Source organism: Mycobacterium sp. NGS64, assembly GCF_059812245.1.
Map to the genome: position 1 here is coordinate 181,821 of NZ_JCALCI010000001.1, position 16,317 is coordinate 198,137.

Annotated in this window: 11 protein-coding genes; 6 read left to right on the forward strand and 5 right to left on the reverse strand. The window is 69.6% G+C overall.

The window, feature by feature from the left end; genetic code table 11:
* Window positions 1-26: 26 nt before the first annotated feature.
* Window positions 27-857, reverse strand: a complete 831-nt coding sequence (locus tag AC5Y4S_RS00940; RefSeq protein WP_500029226.1) for a cutinase family protein — start codon at window positions 855-857, stop codon at window positions 27-29.
* Window positions 858-984: 127 nt separating this feature from the next.
* Between AC5Y4S_RS00940 and eccB the strand changes: the two genes are divergently transcribed.
* Window positions 985-2,373: a type VII secretion protein EccB gene (gene eccB / locus AC5Y4S_RS00945; protein WP_500029227.1), complete on the forward strand. Its 1,389-nt coding sequence runs from the start codon at window positions 985-987 to the stop codon at window positions 2,371-2,373.
* Here the strand turns inward: eccB and mycP are convergent.
* Window positions 2,338-3,606 (reverse strand): type VII secretion-associated serine protease mycosin, encoded by a 1,269-nt coding sequence (gene mycP, locus AC5Y4S_RS00950; protein ID WP_500029228.1) that lies wholly within the window; start codon window positions 3,604-3,606, stop codon window positions 2,338-2,340. The two genes, eccB and mycP, sit on opposite strands and share 36 nt — an antisense overlap.
* Window positions 3,603-4,973 (reverse strand): type VII secretion integral membrane protein EccD, encoded by a 1,371-nt coding sequence (eccD, locus tag AC5Y4S_RS00955; RefSeq protein ID WP_500029229.1) that lies wholly within the window; start codon window positions 4,971-4,973, stop codon window positions 3,603-3,605. Before eccD ends, mycP begins: the two co-directional genes overlap by 4 nt.
* Window positions 4,974-5,101: 128 nt before the next feature.
* Between eccD and eccCb the strand changes: the two genes are divergently transcribed.
* The 4 genes from eccCb to AC5Y4S_RS00975 are packed head-to-tail and all read left to right on the forward strand — an operon-like array spanning window position 5,102 to window position 10,573.
* Window positions 5,102-8,668, forward strand: coding sequence for a type VII secretion protein EccCb (gene eccCb, locus AC5Y4S_RS00960; protein WP_500029230.1), 3,567 nt, complete (start codon window positions 5,102-5,104; stop codon window positions 8,666-8,668).
* Window positions 8,665-9,912: a type VII secretion-associated protein gene (locus AC5Y4S_RS00965; RefSeq protein ID WP_500029231.1), complete on the forward strand. Its 1,248-nt coding sequence runs from the start codon at window positions 8,665-8,667 to the stop codon at window positions 9,910-9,912. Before eccCb ends, AC5Y4S_RS00965 begins: the two co-directional genes overlap by 4 nt.
* 38 nt (window positions 9,913-9,950) lie before the next feature.
* Window positions 9,951-10,262 carry a WXG100 family type VII secretion target gene (locus AC5Y4S_RS00970; RefSeq protein WP_500029232.1) on the forward strand — a complete coding sequence of 104 codons (312 nt, stop codon included), beginning with the start codon at window positions 9,951-9,953 and terminating at the stop codon, window positions 10,260-10,262.
* A 14-nt stretch (window positions 10,263-10,276) separates the two neighbouring features.
* Window positions 10,277-10,573 carry a WXG100 family type VII secretion target gene (locus tag AC5Y4S_RS00975; RefSeq protein WP_500032017.1) on the forward strand — a complete coding sequence of 99 codons (297 nt, stop codon included), beginning with the start codon at window positions 10,277-10,279 and terminating at the stop codon, window positions 10,571-10,573.
* Window positions 10,574-10,628: 55 nt separating this feature from the next.
* Here AC5Y4S_RS00975 and AC5Y4S_RS00980 read toward each other — a convergent pair whose 3' ends face one another.
* Window positions 10,629-11,753: an oxygenase MpaB family protein gene (locus AC5Y4S_RS00980; RefSeq protein WP_500029233.1), complete on the reverse strand. Its 1,125-nt coding sequence runs from the start codon at window positions 11,751-11,753 to the stop codon at window positions 10,629-10,631.
* Between the two features lie 292 nt (window positions 11,754-12,045).
* Between AC5Y4S_RS00980 and AC5Y4S_RS00985 the strand changes: the two genes are divergently transcribed.
* The gene (locus AC5Y4S_RS00985; RefSeq protein WP_500029234.1) at window positions 12,046-12,993 is read left to right on the forward strand and encodes a DUF7064 domain-containing protein; all 948 of its coding nucleotides are present in this window, start codon (window positions 12,046-12,048) and stop codon (window positions 12,991-12,993) included.
* On the opposite strand, the gene AC5Y4S_RS00990 is transcribed toward AC5Y4S_RS00985, so the two are convergent.
* The gene (locus AC5Y4S_RS00990) at window positions 12,994-16,170 is read right to left on the reverse strand and encodes an ATP-binding protein (protein ID WP_500029235.1); all 3,177 of its coding nucleotides are present in this window, start codon (window positions 16,168-16,170) and stop codon (window positions 12,994-12,996) included.
* Window positions 16,171-16,317: the final 147 nt, after the last annotated feature.

The window sequence follows — 16,317 nt, forward strand, 5'->3', positions numbered from 1 at the left end:
CCTATTCGTCACGCGCCGGTAACGATTTAGACAAGGGGCGCTTGAGGATTCGGCGTAACTGGGCCGTTGGGCGCAATCGGCGCGTCCGGTGCCGGGACGTTACCGGGGACCGACGGACCGGAGCCCGGGGTCTGCGGCCCGTAACCCGGGGTCTGCGGGCCGTAGCCGGGGACCTGCGGGTAGGACCCCGCCATGAGCTTGGACGCGACGAAAGACGCGGCCTGCGTGGTGTACAGCGGGACGTAGCCCTCCGTGTGCCCGCTCCACTCGTTGCCGGGGCCCGCGTGGCAGATCGGGTCCTCGGGGTTGCACAGGTCGATCGCCTTGGACCCGAGCAGCGCGCTCTGGCTCGGCAGCGTCCCGCCGGCGCGGTCGGCGACGTCGCCGAAGGTGGCGACGGCCGCGACGTTCTTGGCGTACTCCGGCGGCAGCGAGTTGCCCCAGTTGATGCCGCCGATCGGGACACCGGCGACGATGTCCATCACCGACGCGCCCTGCGAGTAGCCGCCCAGCACGATCTTGACGTTCGGGCACTTGGCCACCGCCGCCTTGACGCGGTTGATCGTGTCGTTGGCGCCGTCGCCGCCGTGCAGCTGCAGCTTGCTCGCGGCGTAGTTCACCCCGTAGGTGTCATACGTCAGGCCGGGGGTGTCCTGCTTCAGCGCGTCGACGAACGCGTCGCCGACGCGGCCCATGCCGGGCGGCTCGTTGGTGCCGCGGGCGAAGATGACCTCGACGTTCGGGCAGTCATCGGCGGCCGCGACGGGCATAGCGGGTGGGGACATGAGCAGGCCGGCGGTGGTGAACACTGCAGAAACCCCCGGGCCTACCCAGCGAATTAAACGGCGGGAAGACACGCCGAGATATTACCCGCAAGCAGCAAAGACCGAAATTCGCCGACCTGTGGATAACCGCGACACCCGCCGTCTACCTGCGGCTTAACTGGAACCGGGAGACGAAATCCACAAATTTGCCGGGGGTATTTTGGACCGTTCACAACCGCGCCAGCCGACGACCTGGCTGCAAATCAGCGCCTACCGATTTCTGCTGCGCCGCCTCGAGTGCGCATTGCTGGGCCGGGATATGCACAGCGCGACCGGGCCGTCGGGCGCGCGGACGGCGTCACTGGCGGTCGGCTGTGTGGTGGTGGCCGTCGCGCTGGTGGGCTGCGCGTTGCCGGGATTGCTGCGCCCGCACGCGGATCTCGAGCGGGCGCAGATCGCGATGGGCCAGCGATCCGGGGCACTGTACGTGCGGGTGGGCGACACCTGGCACCCGGTGCTGAACCTGGCGTCGGCCCGGTTGATCGCGGCGACGCCCGCCGACCCGCAGCCGGTGCGCGAAACGGACCTGGCGCGCACCAAACGCGGCGCGCTGCTTGGCATTCCGGGTGCACCGCCACTCATTGGTGAGCCGCTGTCGGCGGACGAATCGGTTTGGACGATCTGCGATGCCGAGGAGACCGGCGCGGCGACCGTCGTCGTCGGCCCCACCGGCTCGTCGGTCCATCCCGTGGCACCCGGCCAAGCGCTGCTGCTGGCGCCGCCCGCCGGCTTGCCGGCCTACCTGCTCTACAACGGGCAGCGGGCCGTGGTCGACCTCGCCGACACCGCGGTTGTGCGCGCGCTCAGGCTGGAGGGCCGCACCCCGCGGCTCGTGTCGCAGGCGCTGCTGAACGCGGTGCCCGAGGCGCCGCCGATCAGCGCACCACGCGTTCGCGCGGCGGGAGGCGCGGTTGCCGGGATGCCCGGCATTCCGGTCGGCAGCGTGTTGCGCATCGCGCGCGGTGACGGCGACGAGTACTACGTCGTGGTGCCCGGCGGGGTCCAGCGCATCGGCCGGGTGGCCGCCGATCTCCTGCGTTTCAGCGATTCGCGGGGCAGCGCCAACCCGATCCCGGTGGCAGCGGATGCGATCCGCGCCGCGGGAATCGTCAACACGCTGCCGGTGGCCGGCTTCCCGGACCTGGCGCCGGCGTTAGCCGGCGGCGCCACGGTATGCGTCGCGTCGACACGCCGGCCGTCCGGCGGCTACGACACCGGTTTCCTGGTGGGCGGCGGCGAGCCGGTGCCCGCCGGTCAGGCTCCAGTGACCTTGTCCCAAGCCGACGGTCGCGGTCCCGCGCTGGACGCGGCCTATCTGCCGCCCGGCCGGAGCGCCTATGTACGGGCCGACAACCGGAGCGGCACAAGATATCTCGTGACCGACACCGGGGTGCGGTTCGCGGTCCGCGACGACGACGCGGCGCACGATCTCGGTCTCCCGGCACTGATCGCGGCGCCGTGGCCGCTGCTGGCGGCGCTGCCGTCCGGGCCGGAACTGAGCAGGCAGAACGCGTCAGTCGCACGGGACACGGTTGCGGGAACCCCGTAACCGAGCGGCCGCCAGGGCACCCGCCAGCGCGACAAGGCAGATTGCCGCTCCGCGCAGCGCCGCATCCCGGGCGTGTGCATCCGGGGGCCTCGGCGGTGGCGGGGTAGTCACGGGCACCGGAGCGGGTTTCGGCCTGGTGGTGGTCGTTGGCGGACCGGCGTCGGTGCTGACGGCCGCCGGCGCGTCGATGGTGCCGCTGCCGACGAGCGGATCCCATCCGCCGGGCGGGTGATGCGCGGTCGACGTGATTCGCTCCGTCACCTGTCGCGCGGTCATTGCGGGGAACCGGGCCCGGATCAGCGCGGTCAGCCCGCTGACCACGGGCGCGGCGTAACTCGTGCCCGAAACCGGTTGCGAACCGAGCGCGGCAACGTCCTGGCCGGTCGCCGCGACGTCCACCCAGGGGCCCGGCAGCGTGAACGGCGACGGTGTCCCGTCGGCGCCGACCGAACCCACCGTGAGCACGTAGTCGTCGTACCAGGCCGGGCTGGCGATGACCGTGGCGGTCTGCCAGGTCGCGTCGGGTCGCTGACTCGGACACGGGCCCACGGCGCCGGTGTTGCCCGCCGCGGCCACGACGACCGCGTTCTTCACGTCAACCGCGTACGCGAGGGCGGCGCCCACCGCTCGGTCGTCGAACGGCGCGGTGACCGGGACGCACGCGATGGACGAGACGTTGATCACCGATGCGCCGAGATCGGCGGCGGTCCGGATGGCTTGCGCCATGGTGTCGACGTCGCCCACCCCGGCACGGGAACGGTCGCCGGTGGCAGCGAACTTCGCGCTGGACTGGCGGATGCCGATCAGCGTGGCCTCCGGTGCCACCCTGCCGAGGATGCCAGCGACCAGCGTGCCGTGTGCGTCGCAATCCTGGGTGCCGTCACCGGTGAACACGTAATCGCCGCCGGGCACCACATCGGGCAGCCGCGGATGCCGCGAGACACCGGTGTCGATGACCGCGACCCGCTGTCCCGCGCCGCGGGTGAGCTGCCAGACCCTGGGCAGGTCGACGAGATCCGGCATCGGGTCGCGAGGTGGTGCGGCGTCGACCGGCACCGTCGCGCAGACCTCGCGCTGTACGGTCGGCGAGGGCGGTGCAGGACGGGCGGGCTTGGGCAGCCACTTATCGTCGACCTCGGGCGGCGAAACCGCTTGTGCCGTCCCCGTTCCGAACTGATAGATGCACGCAAGCGCGGAGACCGCCAGGAGGCGCGCGAGGCGTGAGCCGCTCACCGGAGGTTCAACTCGCGGACGGCGTTGTACAGGCCGCACACCCACGCGGTCGTGGGCACCAACCCGACCAGCGCCACACACTCCAGCGCCTCGACGCCGCGGCGCGCCAGCGGTGAGAGCGATATCGTGGGAGCGACGAAGCCCAAGTAGATCGCCGCGGCGGCCAACGTGGCCGTCATCGCGGCCGTCCATGACCCACTCCTGAGCATGCTCGTGGCCACGACGCCGAAAGCCGTTGCCGCGATGGCAATCCCGCTGATGAGGAAGACGAGCGTCCTCCTCCCGTCCTCAGAGCGTGCGCGCAGCATCAGCAATGCACCGGTCAACGCACCGAAAGCGATGCAGCTCAGCCGCGGCGCGCCGGCCAGGACGGTGACGATGGCGCCCACGGCGGCTACGGTCAGCAAGGCGGCGAGCAGGCCGGCCAACCAGTTGTCGGCCCGGATCGCCTTGGCCTCGACGTCGGATCCGGGCGGCCGCTGCGGTGACAGGCCGGCCAGCGTGATCGACGCCCGCGGCGCCACGCCCAGCAGCCCGAGAGATGTCAGCGCGGAGACCGCGCCAATCGCGCGCAGCGGCGCGGCGGTGATCACACCCGCCAGGGCGGCCAGGGCGACGGTCGTGGCGACGCACGATACTGAGGCCAATGGGACGGCACCGCAACCCGATACACGTGCCGCCAGCACCGCCGTCGCCGCCGTCGCCGTGCCGGCCAGCACGACGTTCGGCAGCCCGGGACCGCCGGGCACCGCCAGAAACCCGGCGACCGCGGCGAATACGGCGGCGATCACGCCCAGCGCGAGTCCGGCGATCGCGTCGCCGTACGCGCGGTGTGCGACCGCCGCGAAAAGCAGCGCCAGCAGGCCGGCCGACGCCACCACGCCCACGGTGGCGCCGGTGACGTTGGCGCTGGACGCGTTTCGAATGAGCGCGAGCGCACCGATGCCGGTCACAAGGGCCGCCGCGACGGCACTCGCGATCCGCGCCGCCTGTCTGCGCCGGCAGGGCGGCCAGGTGCGGCCCGCGGCGTCGAGGGTTGCCGACACGGCCGGCGCCACGTCGTCGAAAGGGGGCGGGGGCGCCGGGGTCGAGGATTCGGTCAAAACCAGGACCGCGCCGTCTCGGATACCATTCTGCGCCAACGTCGCCGAGGTGGCCAACGGCGCCGCACCCGGACACGACAGCTGGTAGCGGCGCGCCTCCCGGTGGCCGGAGGCTTGGGCCCCGTGGCCGCCGCGGCCGTCCAGGATGTCGACGATCGAGGGAATCAGCACGGCGACGGGCACGCCGCCGGGCAGGGACAAGTCGGTGACGGCCGTGCCGGCATGTATTGACACACGCCGCAACCCCGGGTTGGTCTCAGGCAACGGTGACCCCTTCCGTCGGATTACCGGCACCGTAGCCAGAATTCGATCCGCCGATATCCGGCTGTCCACAGGTGACTTGCCGCGGTTTTCGGCGCTGCCTACCGTCGCCAATCGGTAGGAGGGCCGAGATGACACAGTGTTTCGTGCCCGCGGTTCGCCGGCCGGCACCGGCGGTCGCGGCTGCGGACATCGCCGTTGACGCACCGCCCGGCCTGCCCCCGAGGGGATCACCGAGGTTGCTGCCGGTCGCGCTGTCCCTCGTGACCCTGGGAGTCATGGCGGTGGCCTTGCTCACGGGATCGACGGCCGCGCGCCACCCGATGTTTGTGGCGTTCCCGGTGATGACGCTGCTTTCCCTGGCAGTCACCGCGACTGCCGGGCGCGGCGAGCGGCACGGCCGTAGCCTCGACACCGACCGGGTCAACTACCTGGCGTACCTGAGTGGGCTGCGCACCACCGTGACCGAAACAGCGGCAGCGCAGCGGGATTCACTCCTTTGGATCCACCCGGACCCGGACACACTGTGGACGTTGATCGGCGGACCGCGGATGTGGGAGCGGCGCGCGTCCGACCCCGACTTCTGCCTCGTCCGTGTCGGGATCGGCACCCAGCCGCTCGCGGCACGGTTGATGGCGCTTGAGCCCGCTACCCACGAGCCGTCCGACCCGGTCACGGCGGCGGCCTTGCGCCGCTTCCTGAGCGGGCATTCGCTCGTAAGGGGCGCGCCCGTCACGGTCGACCTTCGTGCCGACACGATGGTGACGATCCACGGCGACCCAGCCGCCGTGCGCGGGCTGCTGCGCGCGATGATCTGCCAGCTAACCGTGCTGCACGGTCCTGACCAGTTGCTGGTCGCGGCGGTGGTCGGCGACCGCAACCGGGCCGACTGGGATTGGCTGAAGTGGTTGCCGCACAACCAACATCCGAGCGCCGTCGATGCGGTGGGGTCGGCGCGCTTGGTGTATCCAAGCATGGCGGCCGCCCGGCAAGCTCTCGCCGGCATGGCGGGGTCACACGTGATCGTGGTCTCCGACTCCGGCGAGCGGGTTGCGGAGGGGGCGCCGACTGGCGCCACCGTCCTCGAGGTCGGCGCCTGCGCCGACGGCGTGCCGGTGACGATCGGGCGGCCGGACGCGCCTCAACGGTTGCCGTGTCACGACCGGTTGGAATTGGTGGACTCGCTGACCTGTGCGCGCCGGCTGGCCAGGTACCGGCCCGGGCCGGCCGGCACCGACCCGATCACGCTGTGGAGCAACCAGGATCGTCGGGACCGGTTGTGCGTGCGGATCGGGACCACCATCGACGGCGCACCGCTGCAACTGGATATCAAGGAGGCCGCGGAAAGCGGCATGGGCCCGCACGGGCTCTGCGTGGGCGCCACCGGGTCGGGCAAGTCGGAGTTACTGCGCACCATCGCGGTGGGGATGGTCGCGCAGAACTCCGCCGAGGTGCTCAATCTGCTGCTCGTCGACTTCAAGGGTGGTGCAACGTTTCTCGACTTGGCGCGGGCGCCCCACGTGGCCGCGGTCGTCACCAACCTGGCCGACGAGGCGCCGCTGGTGGCGCGCATGCGCGACGCACTCGCCGGCGAGATGGAACGCCGGCAGCGGCTGCTGCGAGGGGCCCGTTGCGCCAGCGTCACGGCCTACGAACGCGCGCGCCGGGCCGGGCGGCAATTGGTCCCCCTGTCGACGCTGGTCGTCATCGTCGACGAGTTCTCCGAAATGCTGAGCCGGCATCCCGAGTTCGCCGACACGTTTGTCGCGATCGGGCGGCTGGGGCGGTCGCTCGGCATGCACCTGCTGCTGGCCAGTCAGCGGCTCGAGGAGGGGCGGCTGCGCGGACTGGAAGCCCACTTGTCCTACCGGATCTGCCTGAAGACCCTGTCCGCGGCCGAATCGCGCGCGGCTCTGGGAACGCTTGACGCATACCAATTACCCAACACCCCCGGCGCGGGCTACCTCCGCGTGGGCAGCGACGAGCCGATCCGCTTTCAGTCCGCGTTCGTTTCGGGACCGCGGCCCGTGGACATGCCGGTGGGCGAATCGGTGGTGCGCGTCTTCAGCACCCGGGCGACCGGCCCGCTCCGCGACGCCGGGGGCACCTCGCCGGCCCGGACCGTCCTGGAGGAGGTCCTCGACCGGCTTGCCGGACATGGACCGCCCGCGCACCAAGTCTGGCTGCCGCCGCTGGACGCGGCACCCGCGCTGGACACATTGCTCGGCGATATGGTGTCGGCGCCGGGCGAGCTGAGCGTCCCGATCGGCATCGTAGACCGCCCGTTCGAGCAATGCCGCACGCCGCTGGTGGTCGAATTGTCCGGAGCCGCGGGCAATGTGGCGGTCGTCGGCGCGCCCCGATCGGGCAAGTCGACCGCGCTGCGCACCGTTGTCACGGCCCTGGCGGCCGCTTACGACCCGGCGCGGGTGCGGTTCTACTGCCTGGATTTCGGCGGTGGAGCGCTCGGGGCGCTGCGCGCCTTGCCGCACGTGGGTGCCCTCGCCGGCCGGACCGAGCCGGACCTGGTGCGGCGCATGATCGCCGAGATGGAGTCCACCGTGCGGGCCCGGGAGGCCGATCGAGCCGGGCCGGGCAACGGTTCGTTGGGTGACGTGTTCCTCGTCATCGACGGCTGGGCAAGCCTGTGTCACGAGTTCGGCGATTCCGAGGCGACGATCACCGCCCTGGCGGCTCAAGGGCTTTCGTTTGGCGTGCACGTGGTGTTGTCTGCGTCGCGGTGGGCCGAGATCAGGCCGGCGCTCAAGGACCAGATCGGCAGCCGCATCGAGTTGCGGCTTGGCGATCCGGCCGATTCCGAGATCGACCGCAAGCGGGCCCGGGACGTGCCGCACGACAGGCCGGGTCGCGGCCTTTCCCGCGATGGGCTGCACATGCTCATCGCGCTGCCCACCGATCGGGTCTGTCATGGCGAGTCTGTGGCACCGCCGATACCGCTGCTGCCGACGCACGTCGACCACGAGGCCGTGGTGTGTCGGGCGGGCGCGCGGGTCGTGCTGGGTCTGGAGGAGCGTCGATTACAGCCGGTCCCAATCGATTTCGAGCTGAACCCGCATCTGCTGGTCCTTGGGGATAACGAGTGCGGCAAGACCGCCACGCTACGGACCCTGTGCCGCGAGATCATCCGGACCAATTCCGCCACCGAAGCCCGGCTGCTGATCGTCGACTTTCGGCGCTCGCTGTTGGGCGTCGTCGAGTCGGAACACCTCGCCGGCTATGCCGTGTCGTCGTCCGCGCTGAGCGGCTTGCTGCCGGGTCTGCTCGATGTCCTGGCGAGGCGGATGCCCGCGTCGGACGTGAGCCAGGCCCAGCTGCGTGCTCGGTCCTGGTGGTCCGGGCCGGACGTCTACCTGGTGCTCGACGATTACGACCTGATCGCAAAACCGGGCGGCAACCCACTCGAGCCGGTCGTCGAATACCTGCCGTACGCAAGGGATATCGGGCTGCACCTCGTCGTGGCCCGGCGCAGTGCCGGCGCGGAACGCGCGCTGTTCGAGCCGCTGCTGGCGGGCCTGCGCGACCTCGGGTGCATGACGCTGATGATGAGTCGGCGCCCGGACGACGGCGCACTGTGGGGCTCCGGCCGCCCGGTGCGGTTGCCGCCCGGTCGCGGCGTCCTGATCACTCGTCCGGGGGACGAACAGCTTGTCCAGGTGGCCTGGAGTCCGCCGCCGTGAGCCACCACCGCGCGCTCATCGAGGCCGGACCCGGCACGATCCGCCGATTATGTTGTGGCACAGCCGGAGCCAGTGACGAAGAGATGTCCGAGGTCGCCAGGGAGGCACTGGGCGCCATCGACGACCGGGTGGCGCTGGTCGGCGGTCGCCCGGTCGCGGTGGATTCGCTCTGGCGGGCGGCGTTGTGGTCGCTCAAATGTGAGAAGTGCGACGGCCTGGTCCTCATACGTCCGTCCTGGTGGCCCTCGGCGCGTGTCGCCGTGGTGACCGCGGCGGCCAAGGCCCTGACCGACGAGGTGCTGGTGCGTCGGCGGTCGTGGCTGCTGGCGCAGGCCTCCGACCCCGAGCCCGTGGTGGTGGAAATCGCCGAGCGGCTGGTCGTGATCACCGGACCCGAGACTGTCGCGATACCCCGTGGGGCCGACGAGCATTCCGTCGGCGAGGAGGCCGCCGTCGTCATTGCCAGGATGGCGCGGCGGACGTCGGCGGGCGTTGTGATCGACGCGCCCGGCACGGTCGTCGGGGCGCCGGAGCTCGGGGGGTCGATCGCGCGGGCGCTGCTTGATGACGGCCTGGCGGCCGTCGAGATCGGTGATGCCCAGCTTCCCTTGTTGGCGCAATCGGTTTTTCCGCTCGTGGCCGACCCGACCGGGCCGCGCGTCACCGCGCCGGCCGACCGTCCCCGTACCCGTGCGCGGGTGATAGGTGCGCTGGCCGGGGCCGCCGTCGCGTTGACGGCGTTTCCACTGGCGGTCGGCGCGGCACCCCCGGCGGCCCGTCGTGGCGCCTCGCCGCCGGTCGCGGCGCAGACGGTGCCGACGACGTTCCTGGTGGAGGGCCGCGTGGCGCTGACGGTGCCCGCACACTGGTCGGCGCAGCGGGTGGTCACCGGGCCCGGGTCCGCGCGGGTGCAGGTGACCTCGCCGTCGGATCCGGAAGTGGCGCTGCATGTCACGCAGTCACCGGTGGCGGGCGAGACGCTTGGCGGCGCGGCGGAGCGGTTGCGACGCGCCATCGACGCGGAACCGGCCGGGGTGTTCGTCGACTTCAATCCCGCCGGGATGAGCGGTGGCCGGCCCGCGGTGACCTACCGCGAAGTGCGCGTGACCCACCACGTGCGGTGGACGGTACTGCTGGACGGGCCGGTGCGGATCAGCGTGGGGTGCCAGAGCCGTCCCGGTGACGAGGCGGCTGTCCGCGACGCGTGCGAGCAGGCGGTGCGAACCGCCCACGCGGTCGGATGAGACGGAACCAAACGGAAGTTGTCACAGTCCAACTTGATATGGCGAACAGACTGAGCACGGACTTTGATCTCATGCACTCCGTCGCGGCGACGACGGACGCGCGCAACGAGGAGATCCGGGCGATGCTTCAGGCCTTCATCAACCGCATGGGCAGCGTTCCGTCGTCGGTGTGGGGCGGGCTGGCGGCGGTGCGATTCAAAGATGTGCTGGATCGCTGGAACGCCGAATCGACTCGGCTCTACCGCGTTCTGCAGACGATCGCCGAGACCATTCGCCACAACGAGGTCGCGTTGCGGGAGGCCGGCGAGAACCATGCGCGCCACGTCGCCGCCGCCGGCGGAAACCTGTGAACGGGGGCGAGGCCGTGGACCCGCTGCTTTCCTACAACTTCGGCGAAATCGAATGCGCTGTGCGCCAAGAGATCCACACCACGGCGGCCCGATTCAACGCGGCGCTCGACGAGCTGAAATCACAGATCGCCCCGCTGCGGGAACTGTGGACCCGCGAAGCCGCGGCCGCGTATCAGGGCGAGCAGCTGAAGTGGCACCAGGCGGCCAGCGCGCTCAACGAGATGCTGGTCGACCTGGGGAACGCGGTGCGCGACGGCGCGCAGCAGGTGGCCGACGCCGACCGCCGCGCGGCTGGCGTCTGGACACGTTGAGCCGGCTAGCCCCTGTGTGGTCCCGGCGGGGGAGAGCCGCCGGGACCACACAGTCTTACGGGCGGCGGGGCTTCGAAATCTCCCATTTCTGGGCAAGGTGATTGGGCATGTCGAACGACGCGCGCACGCCACCCCGCTCGAACTCGAACGCACTCTCCAACAGTTCGCGCCCGAACACCGGAGCCAGCTCCTTGACGAAGTGGTAGCGCGGCAAGGCGCGGCCGATCAGGCTCAGGACGTTGGTGGAGAACCAGTCGGCGACCCGCGCGAGCTGCTCGAGTTCACGGCGGTGATGCAATGGCGGTACGAGCAGCAGGTCGGCGGTTTTGTCGCCGATCAGGTGGCGGATCAGTGGCGGGATCGTCTTATCGAACTCCTTGGTGGGCGTGAGTTGGTCGAGCAGCGCGAGGAGCGCGCGGGTCATGTGCTGCCCCTCGAGTGACGCCGCGAAGCGCCGTCGCTTGATGGCTTCCAGCAGCGCATTGGCCTCGGTGGCGTTGCGCGGACGCATCTCGTCGAGCACGCCCATCAGGTGGCCGATGACGCTCCAGAGGTGGAGGTACGCGTCCCTATCGTCGTCGGACAGGTTCACGCCGAGGCGGCCCATCGGGTCGCCGACGACATACCAGAAAGACAGGATGGTCGCGGCCATGTCCTCCTGGTTGATCGGTTCGCCCCAACGGGGGTAGTTCCACAGGCCGGGGTGCTTACCGGCGCGATCCTTGATCAGGTGACGCACCGCGGCATGCATCAGGCGGACGTGCTGGATCGCGCGCAGGCCCTTGCCCTTTGGATCGAGGCCGCCGGTGGTGCATGCGTCGATCAGGAACTGGCCGGTCTCCATCACTCGCCGCCGTGCATCCGTGTCGAGCTGGCCGGTCAGATACAGCACCTTCACGGCGTAACTGTCCGCGTAAGCCGACGGCAGCGACGCGCAAAACAGGCAGAGCGTGATGAGCAGGCCGTTCTCCTCGAACACCTGCTGCCCCCGCTTGATCTTGTCCGGGTCGGCCCACTTGGGCAGGGATAGCGAAGTTTTCAGGTAGCTCCGGAGCTCCTTTGGCAAATCCGTTGGCGCCGGCTGGTCGTTCCGCACGAGTGTGCGCATGATCCGATTGACCTCGTTGACGTCCCGGTCAAAGACGGCCTTGACCACTTTGTCGACCGGCTTATCAGCCACCTGCCGCATGTCATCGAGGTGCCCGTTTGTCCATCTGGAGCTTCCATTTGTGCCCGCCATTCGCACAGCATTGCAGATTCGGCGCTGTAGGCGAAGGCCCAATTTGCCATGAGAATTGTTAGAAAAGCGATGCGATCCCGGGCCAAAGGCGCTGCGCCGCACCAAGAAGTTATCGATCAGCGCCGCGACCGTAACGCGGTGGGGTGCACAGTTTTCACGTACTCTTTCTAGATTCTTGTCGCCACCCATTTGCACCCGTGTTATTTGGCCCCGATTCGCGAGGATGGACACGATGGTCGACGTCAACGATGAATTCATGCACGAGGCCGGGCCGCACCCGGATTGGCAGGAAAGCTTCTTTTTCAGTTGGTTCGACGCCGAATCGGACGCGGTGGGATTGGCGCGGATCGGATATCGGCCCAGCAATCACACCGCCGACGCGATCCTGTACACGATGCGCAATGGCCGCGTCGAGGGCGGCTACGCGAAGCTGCACGCCCGCTACTCCGGTACCCCGGAGCCCGACCACCTGAAAGTGGGGGCTTTGGAGTTCCAAATGATCGAACCGATGTCGAAGTGGCGGCTTTTGCTGCGGGGCCGCCACGAGGTCGACCTGACCTGGACCGCGCTGCACGCGCCGTTCGATTACCACGCCGAGGCGCCTCCCGGGGCCTACCTGCCGTCGGGCATCGCCGACACCCACATGGAGCAGTCCGGATGGGTCACCGGCCGGGTGAGGATGAACGGCGCGACCTACCCCATCGACGGCCTCGGCCAGCGAGACAAGTCCTGGGGCGTCCGCTTGTGGAGCAGCATCGAGCGCTGGGACTGGAACACCGTGCTGCTAAGCCCCGATTTCACCATGAACTGCACCCACCTGTTCGAGGATGGCCGGGCCTACCCGACCGGCTACATCTTCCACGACGGCGCCTGCCACGCGGTGGCGCAGTTGACCGTGGACCACCAGTGGTCCGGCCATCAGGTTCCCTGCGCCTCGCGAATGGTGGTCACCGACGTCAGCGGTTTGCGGCTCGAGATTCGCGGCCGCGTCATCGCCCAATCCTGTTTGTGGAAAAGGGGTTTGGTGATCCAGGAGTCCGCGACGCGATTCGAAACGGTCGTCGACGGCCGACCGTTCACCGGTCTCGGCATCACGGAGCACGCCTGGCACGCCGGTCTGGTGGGCTCGCTGCGGGTGCTGCCGCGGATGGGGCCGGCGGCGAAGATGGTCATGCCCTGATCAGGGCATGGCCTCCGCCCAGGCGATGTGCCCGGCAAACTGAAGCGATCTCGCCATCTCGCCGTAGCGATTCTTCAAGTCCGCGTACGCGGTAGCGTCTCCGCGGGCATGCGCCACAAGAGCTTTCAGTCGCAACAGCCAGATGTCGCGCATGGCCGAGCCGTCGGTCGGCGCCGCCGCCAACCGATCGATCGCGGCCTCGGCCTCGGCGACGTCGGCGTCGGTCCCGCGGTCCAGCAGCGTCTCCACCAGAACACCCGTCGCCGGAAAGCCCCAGGCTCCGCACATCTGCTGCCCGTCGCGGAAAAGATCGTTGACGGCGGCGCGCACGAGCAATACGGCGTCATCGCGATCTCCACCGCGAGTCCGCTCCCGCGCCAAATACGCGTCGACGAACCGCAATTCGCCCAGGTTGGCTCTCCGGTGCCGGAACATATCGCTGAGTTCCGCCAGCAGCTTCTGGCCGCGCTCACGGTCGGCGGCCGTTGGGCGGTGCACCAGTGCGACGCCCGGCGCCATCTGGGTGAAGGCCAGCGCGACGTCGTCACCTGATCGTTCGACGATCCGCAGCGCATCTTCGCTCTCGCGCACCGCCCGATCGTCGGCCGCCAGGACGCCGAGCGGGATGCCCGGGTTGTAGATGTAGGCGACGACCAAGGCGTACGACATGGGGTCGGCCTTGCGGGCCATGGCGAGGCCCTGCTGCTGGTCGTCCTGCCATCCGGGTAGACCCAAGCTGTACCGGGCGATTGCCCGTGTCGTCAGGGCGACCGCCAGGGGGGACCCGACCATGAAGCTACCTTTCGATGGGTCACCGTCGGCCAGGTCGATGGCCGTCTGTGACCACCGCAGCACGTCGGACCACTGATTGTTCTCCATCTTGGCGAAAATCAGCGAGACGGACAGCCCCACCGTCAAGGTCGCGTCGCCGAGCGCCTCGGCGAGGGTCCAGGCTTCGGACGCCAGCTCCGCGGCCTCGGGCGCCCGGGCCTGCTGCGCGTGCTCCATCACCAGCCCCGCCATCCCGATGGCCAGTGACACCTTGTCCCCGACGGCCGCGCACAACTCCCGCAATTCGTCGAATCGGTCGGCGACTCCGCGCGCGTGGATCCGCCAGGCGATCCCGCACAACATGGTGCGCGGGGCGATGCGCATGGTTGCCCGATGGGGGTCCTCCGCAGGCAGCCGGTCGGCGATCGTTTGGGCGCGCTCCCAACTCAGTCGAGCGGCGTTGACGTCGCGGTTGGTGGCCCACGTCGCTGCGCGCATGTGCCAGCTGAATGCGGCGTGCGGATCACCGGCGGCCTCCAGGTGCTCGGCGATCAGCGCCGCGTTCTGGTCGGCCGCCGCCTGGTCGCGTGATTCGATCGCGGCCGCGACCCGCCGGTGCAGCTCGGCGCGATCCGATCGCAGCTGTGATTCGTAGGCCACGGTGCGGATCAGCGGGTGGCGGAACACATACCTGGGTTCCCCGGTGAACCTGATCTGGTCGATGAGCTCGGCTGCCAGCAGGTCATCCAGACTGGGGTCAATGTCCAGCGTTTCCAACAGGTCCGGGCTGAACCGCGAGCCGATCACGGCTGCGGCGCTCAGGGTGCGCTTGGCCGCCCAGTCCAGGCGGTCGATGCGCGCGGCGATGGTCGCCTGCAGCGTGACCGGCACCCGGACCTCGGTGACCGCCGCCGCCGTCAGGTAAGCGCCGCGGTTGCCGCGCAGCACACCGCGCTCGGCGAGGTCGCGCACCATCTCCTCGACGAAAAACGGATTACCGGCGGCGCGCTCGGCGATCACGCCGGCCAAGTCGCTGACCGACGGGTCCGGCCCGAGCAGGTCGCCGGCCAGTGCCGCGGCTTCCGAATCACTCAGCGGCGCAAGGGCGATGGTCTGCGCGCCGGTCACCTTGCTCAACGGACCCCGATACTCCGGACGGTAGGTGAGCACCACCAGCGAGGGTGTCTGCGGGGCCACCGCGACGAAGTCGGCCAGCATCGAGCCGCTGACCTGGTCGATCCAGTGCACGTCCTCGATGACATACACGGCCGGGGATTGGCGGGCCAGCAACGCGGCATTGACCAACGCGGTCAACCGCCGCCGTCGGGCATCCGGGTCGATCGTCGGCAGCGCGACGTCGGGATCGGCGATGCGCAACAAATCATCGAGGAGCAACAGGTCATCCGGCTCGGCGTCGGGCACCCGGGACCGCAGCTCCGCGCGCGCTTCCGGCGGGTCGAGATCGGCCACCCGGAAGCTGGCACGCAGCATCCGCGCCACCAAATAGAAGGGCACGTCGCTGGCGTGCGATTCGCAGAAGGCGGTGAACACGTCGACACCCCGGGCCGCCGCCATCGCGGTGACCTCGCGCGCCAGGCGGCTCTTGCCGATGCCCGGCAACCCCACGACACTGACCACGGCGCCGTGCACGTCGATGGCTCGCTCGAGCAACCCCTCGATGGCCGACATCTCCCACTGCCGACCGACCAGATTCGACTCGGCACGCCGGGCGGCACGATGGTCATCGCCCGCGCCCAACAGTCGATGGGCGGGGACCGGCGCGTCGACACCCTTGATCTGAACCAGTTCGGATTCACCGATAGCCGCGGCGCCCTCGACAAGTCGCGCGGTCGACGCGCTGAGCATCACCGCACCCGGCGGGGCCACCGATTCCATCCGCTGGGCGAGGCCGACCTGCTCGCCGATGGCGGTGTAACCGAACGGCCCGGAACCGATTTCACCCGCGATCACCTGACCGGAGTTGAGACCGACGCGCAACCGCAGTTCGATGCCGTCGCGCTTGTCGACCTCGGCGGCCAGCCGGGCGGTTTCTTCCTGGATGCCCAGCGCCGCAAGGCAAGCCCGGATGGCGTGGTCCTCCAACGCGACCGGCGCGCCGAACACGGCCATGATGCCGTCGCCGGTGAACTTGTCGACCGTCCCGCCGTACCGCTCGACAACCGCGGCACAGCGATCAGCGAGGTCCGCCATGATTTGCAGCAGCCGTTCCGCCCCGACCGCCGAGGCGATTTCCATCGAGCCGACCACGTCAGCGAACAGGACCGTGACCTGCTTGTACTCGGGATGGGCGTCGCCATCTTGGACTGGCGAGCCGCAGCTGTGGCAAAACCGCGCGTCCTTGAAGGGCTCGGTACCACACGTCCGACACACCGCTCCGGCCGTCATCCGACCTCCGCCAATCCGGGCCCACCGATTGCTGGGTGCTCTCAGGATAGGTTGCAGCCGTCACAAGGGCATGTTTGATACCCGTGTCGGCGATTTTGACCTGCGGGGATGACGATCGGTAAGCTGCTCGGTTGGCGTGCGGTACGC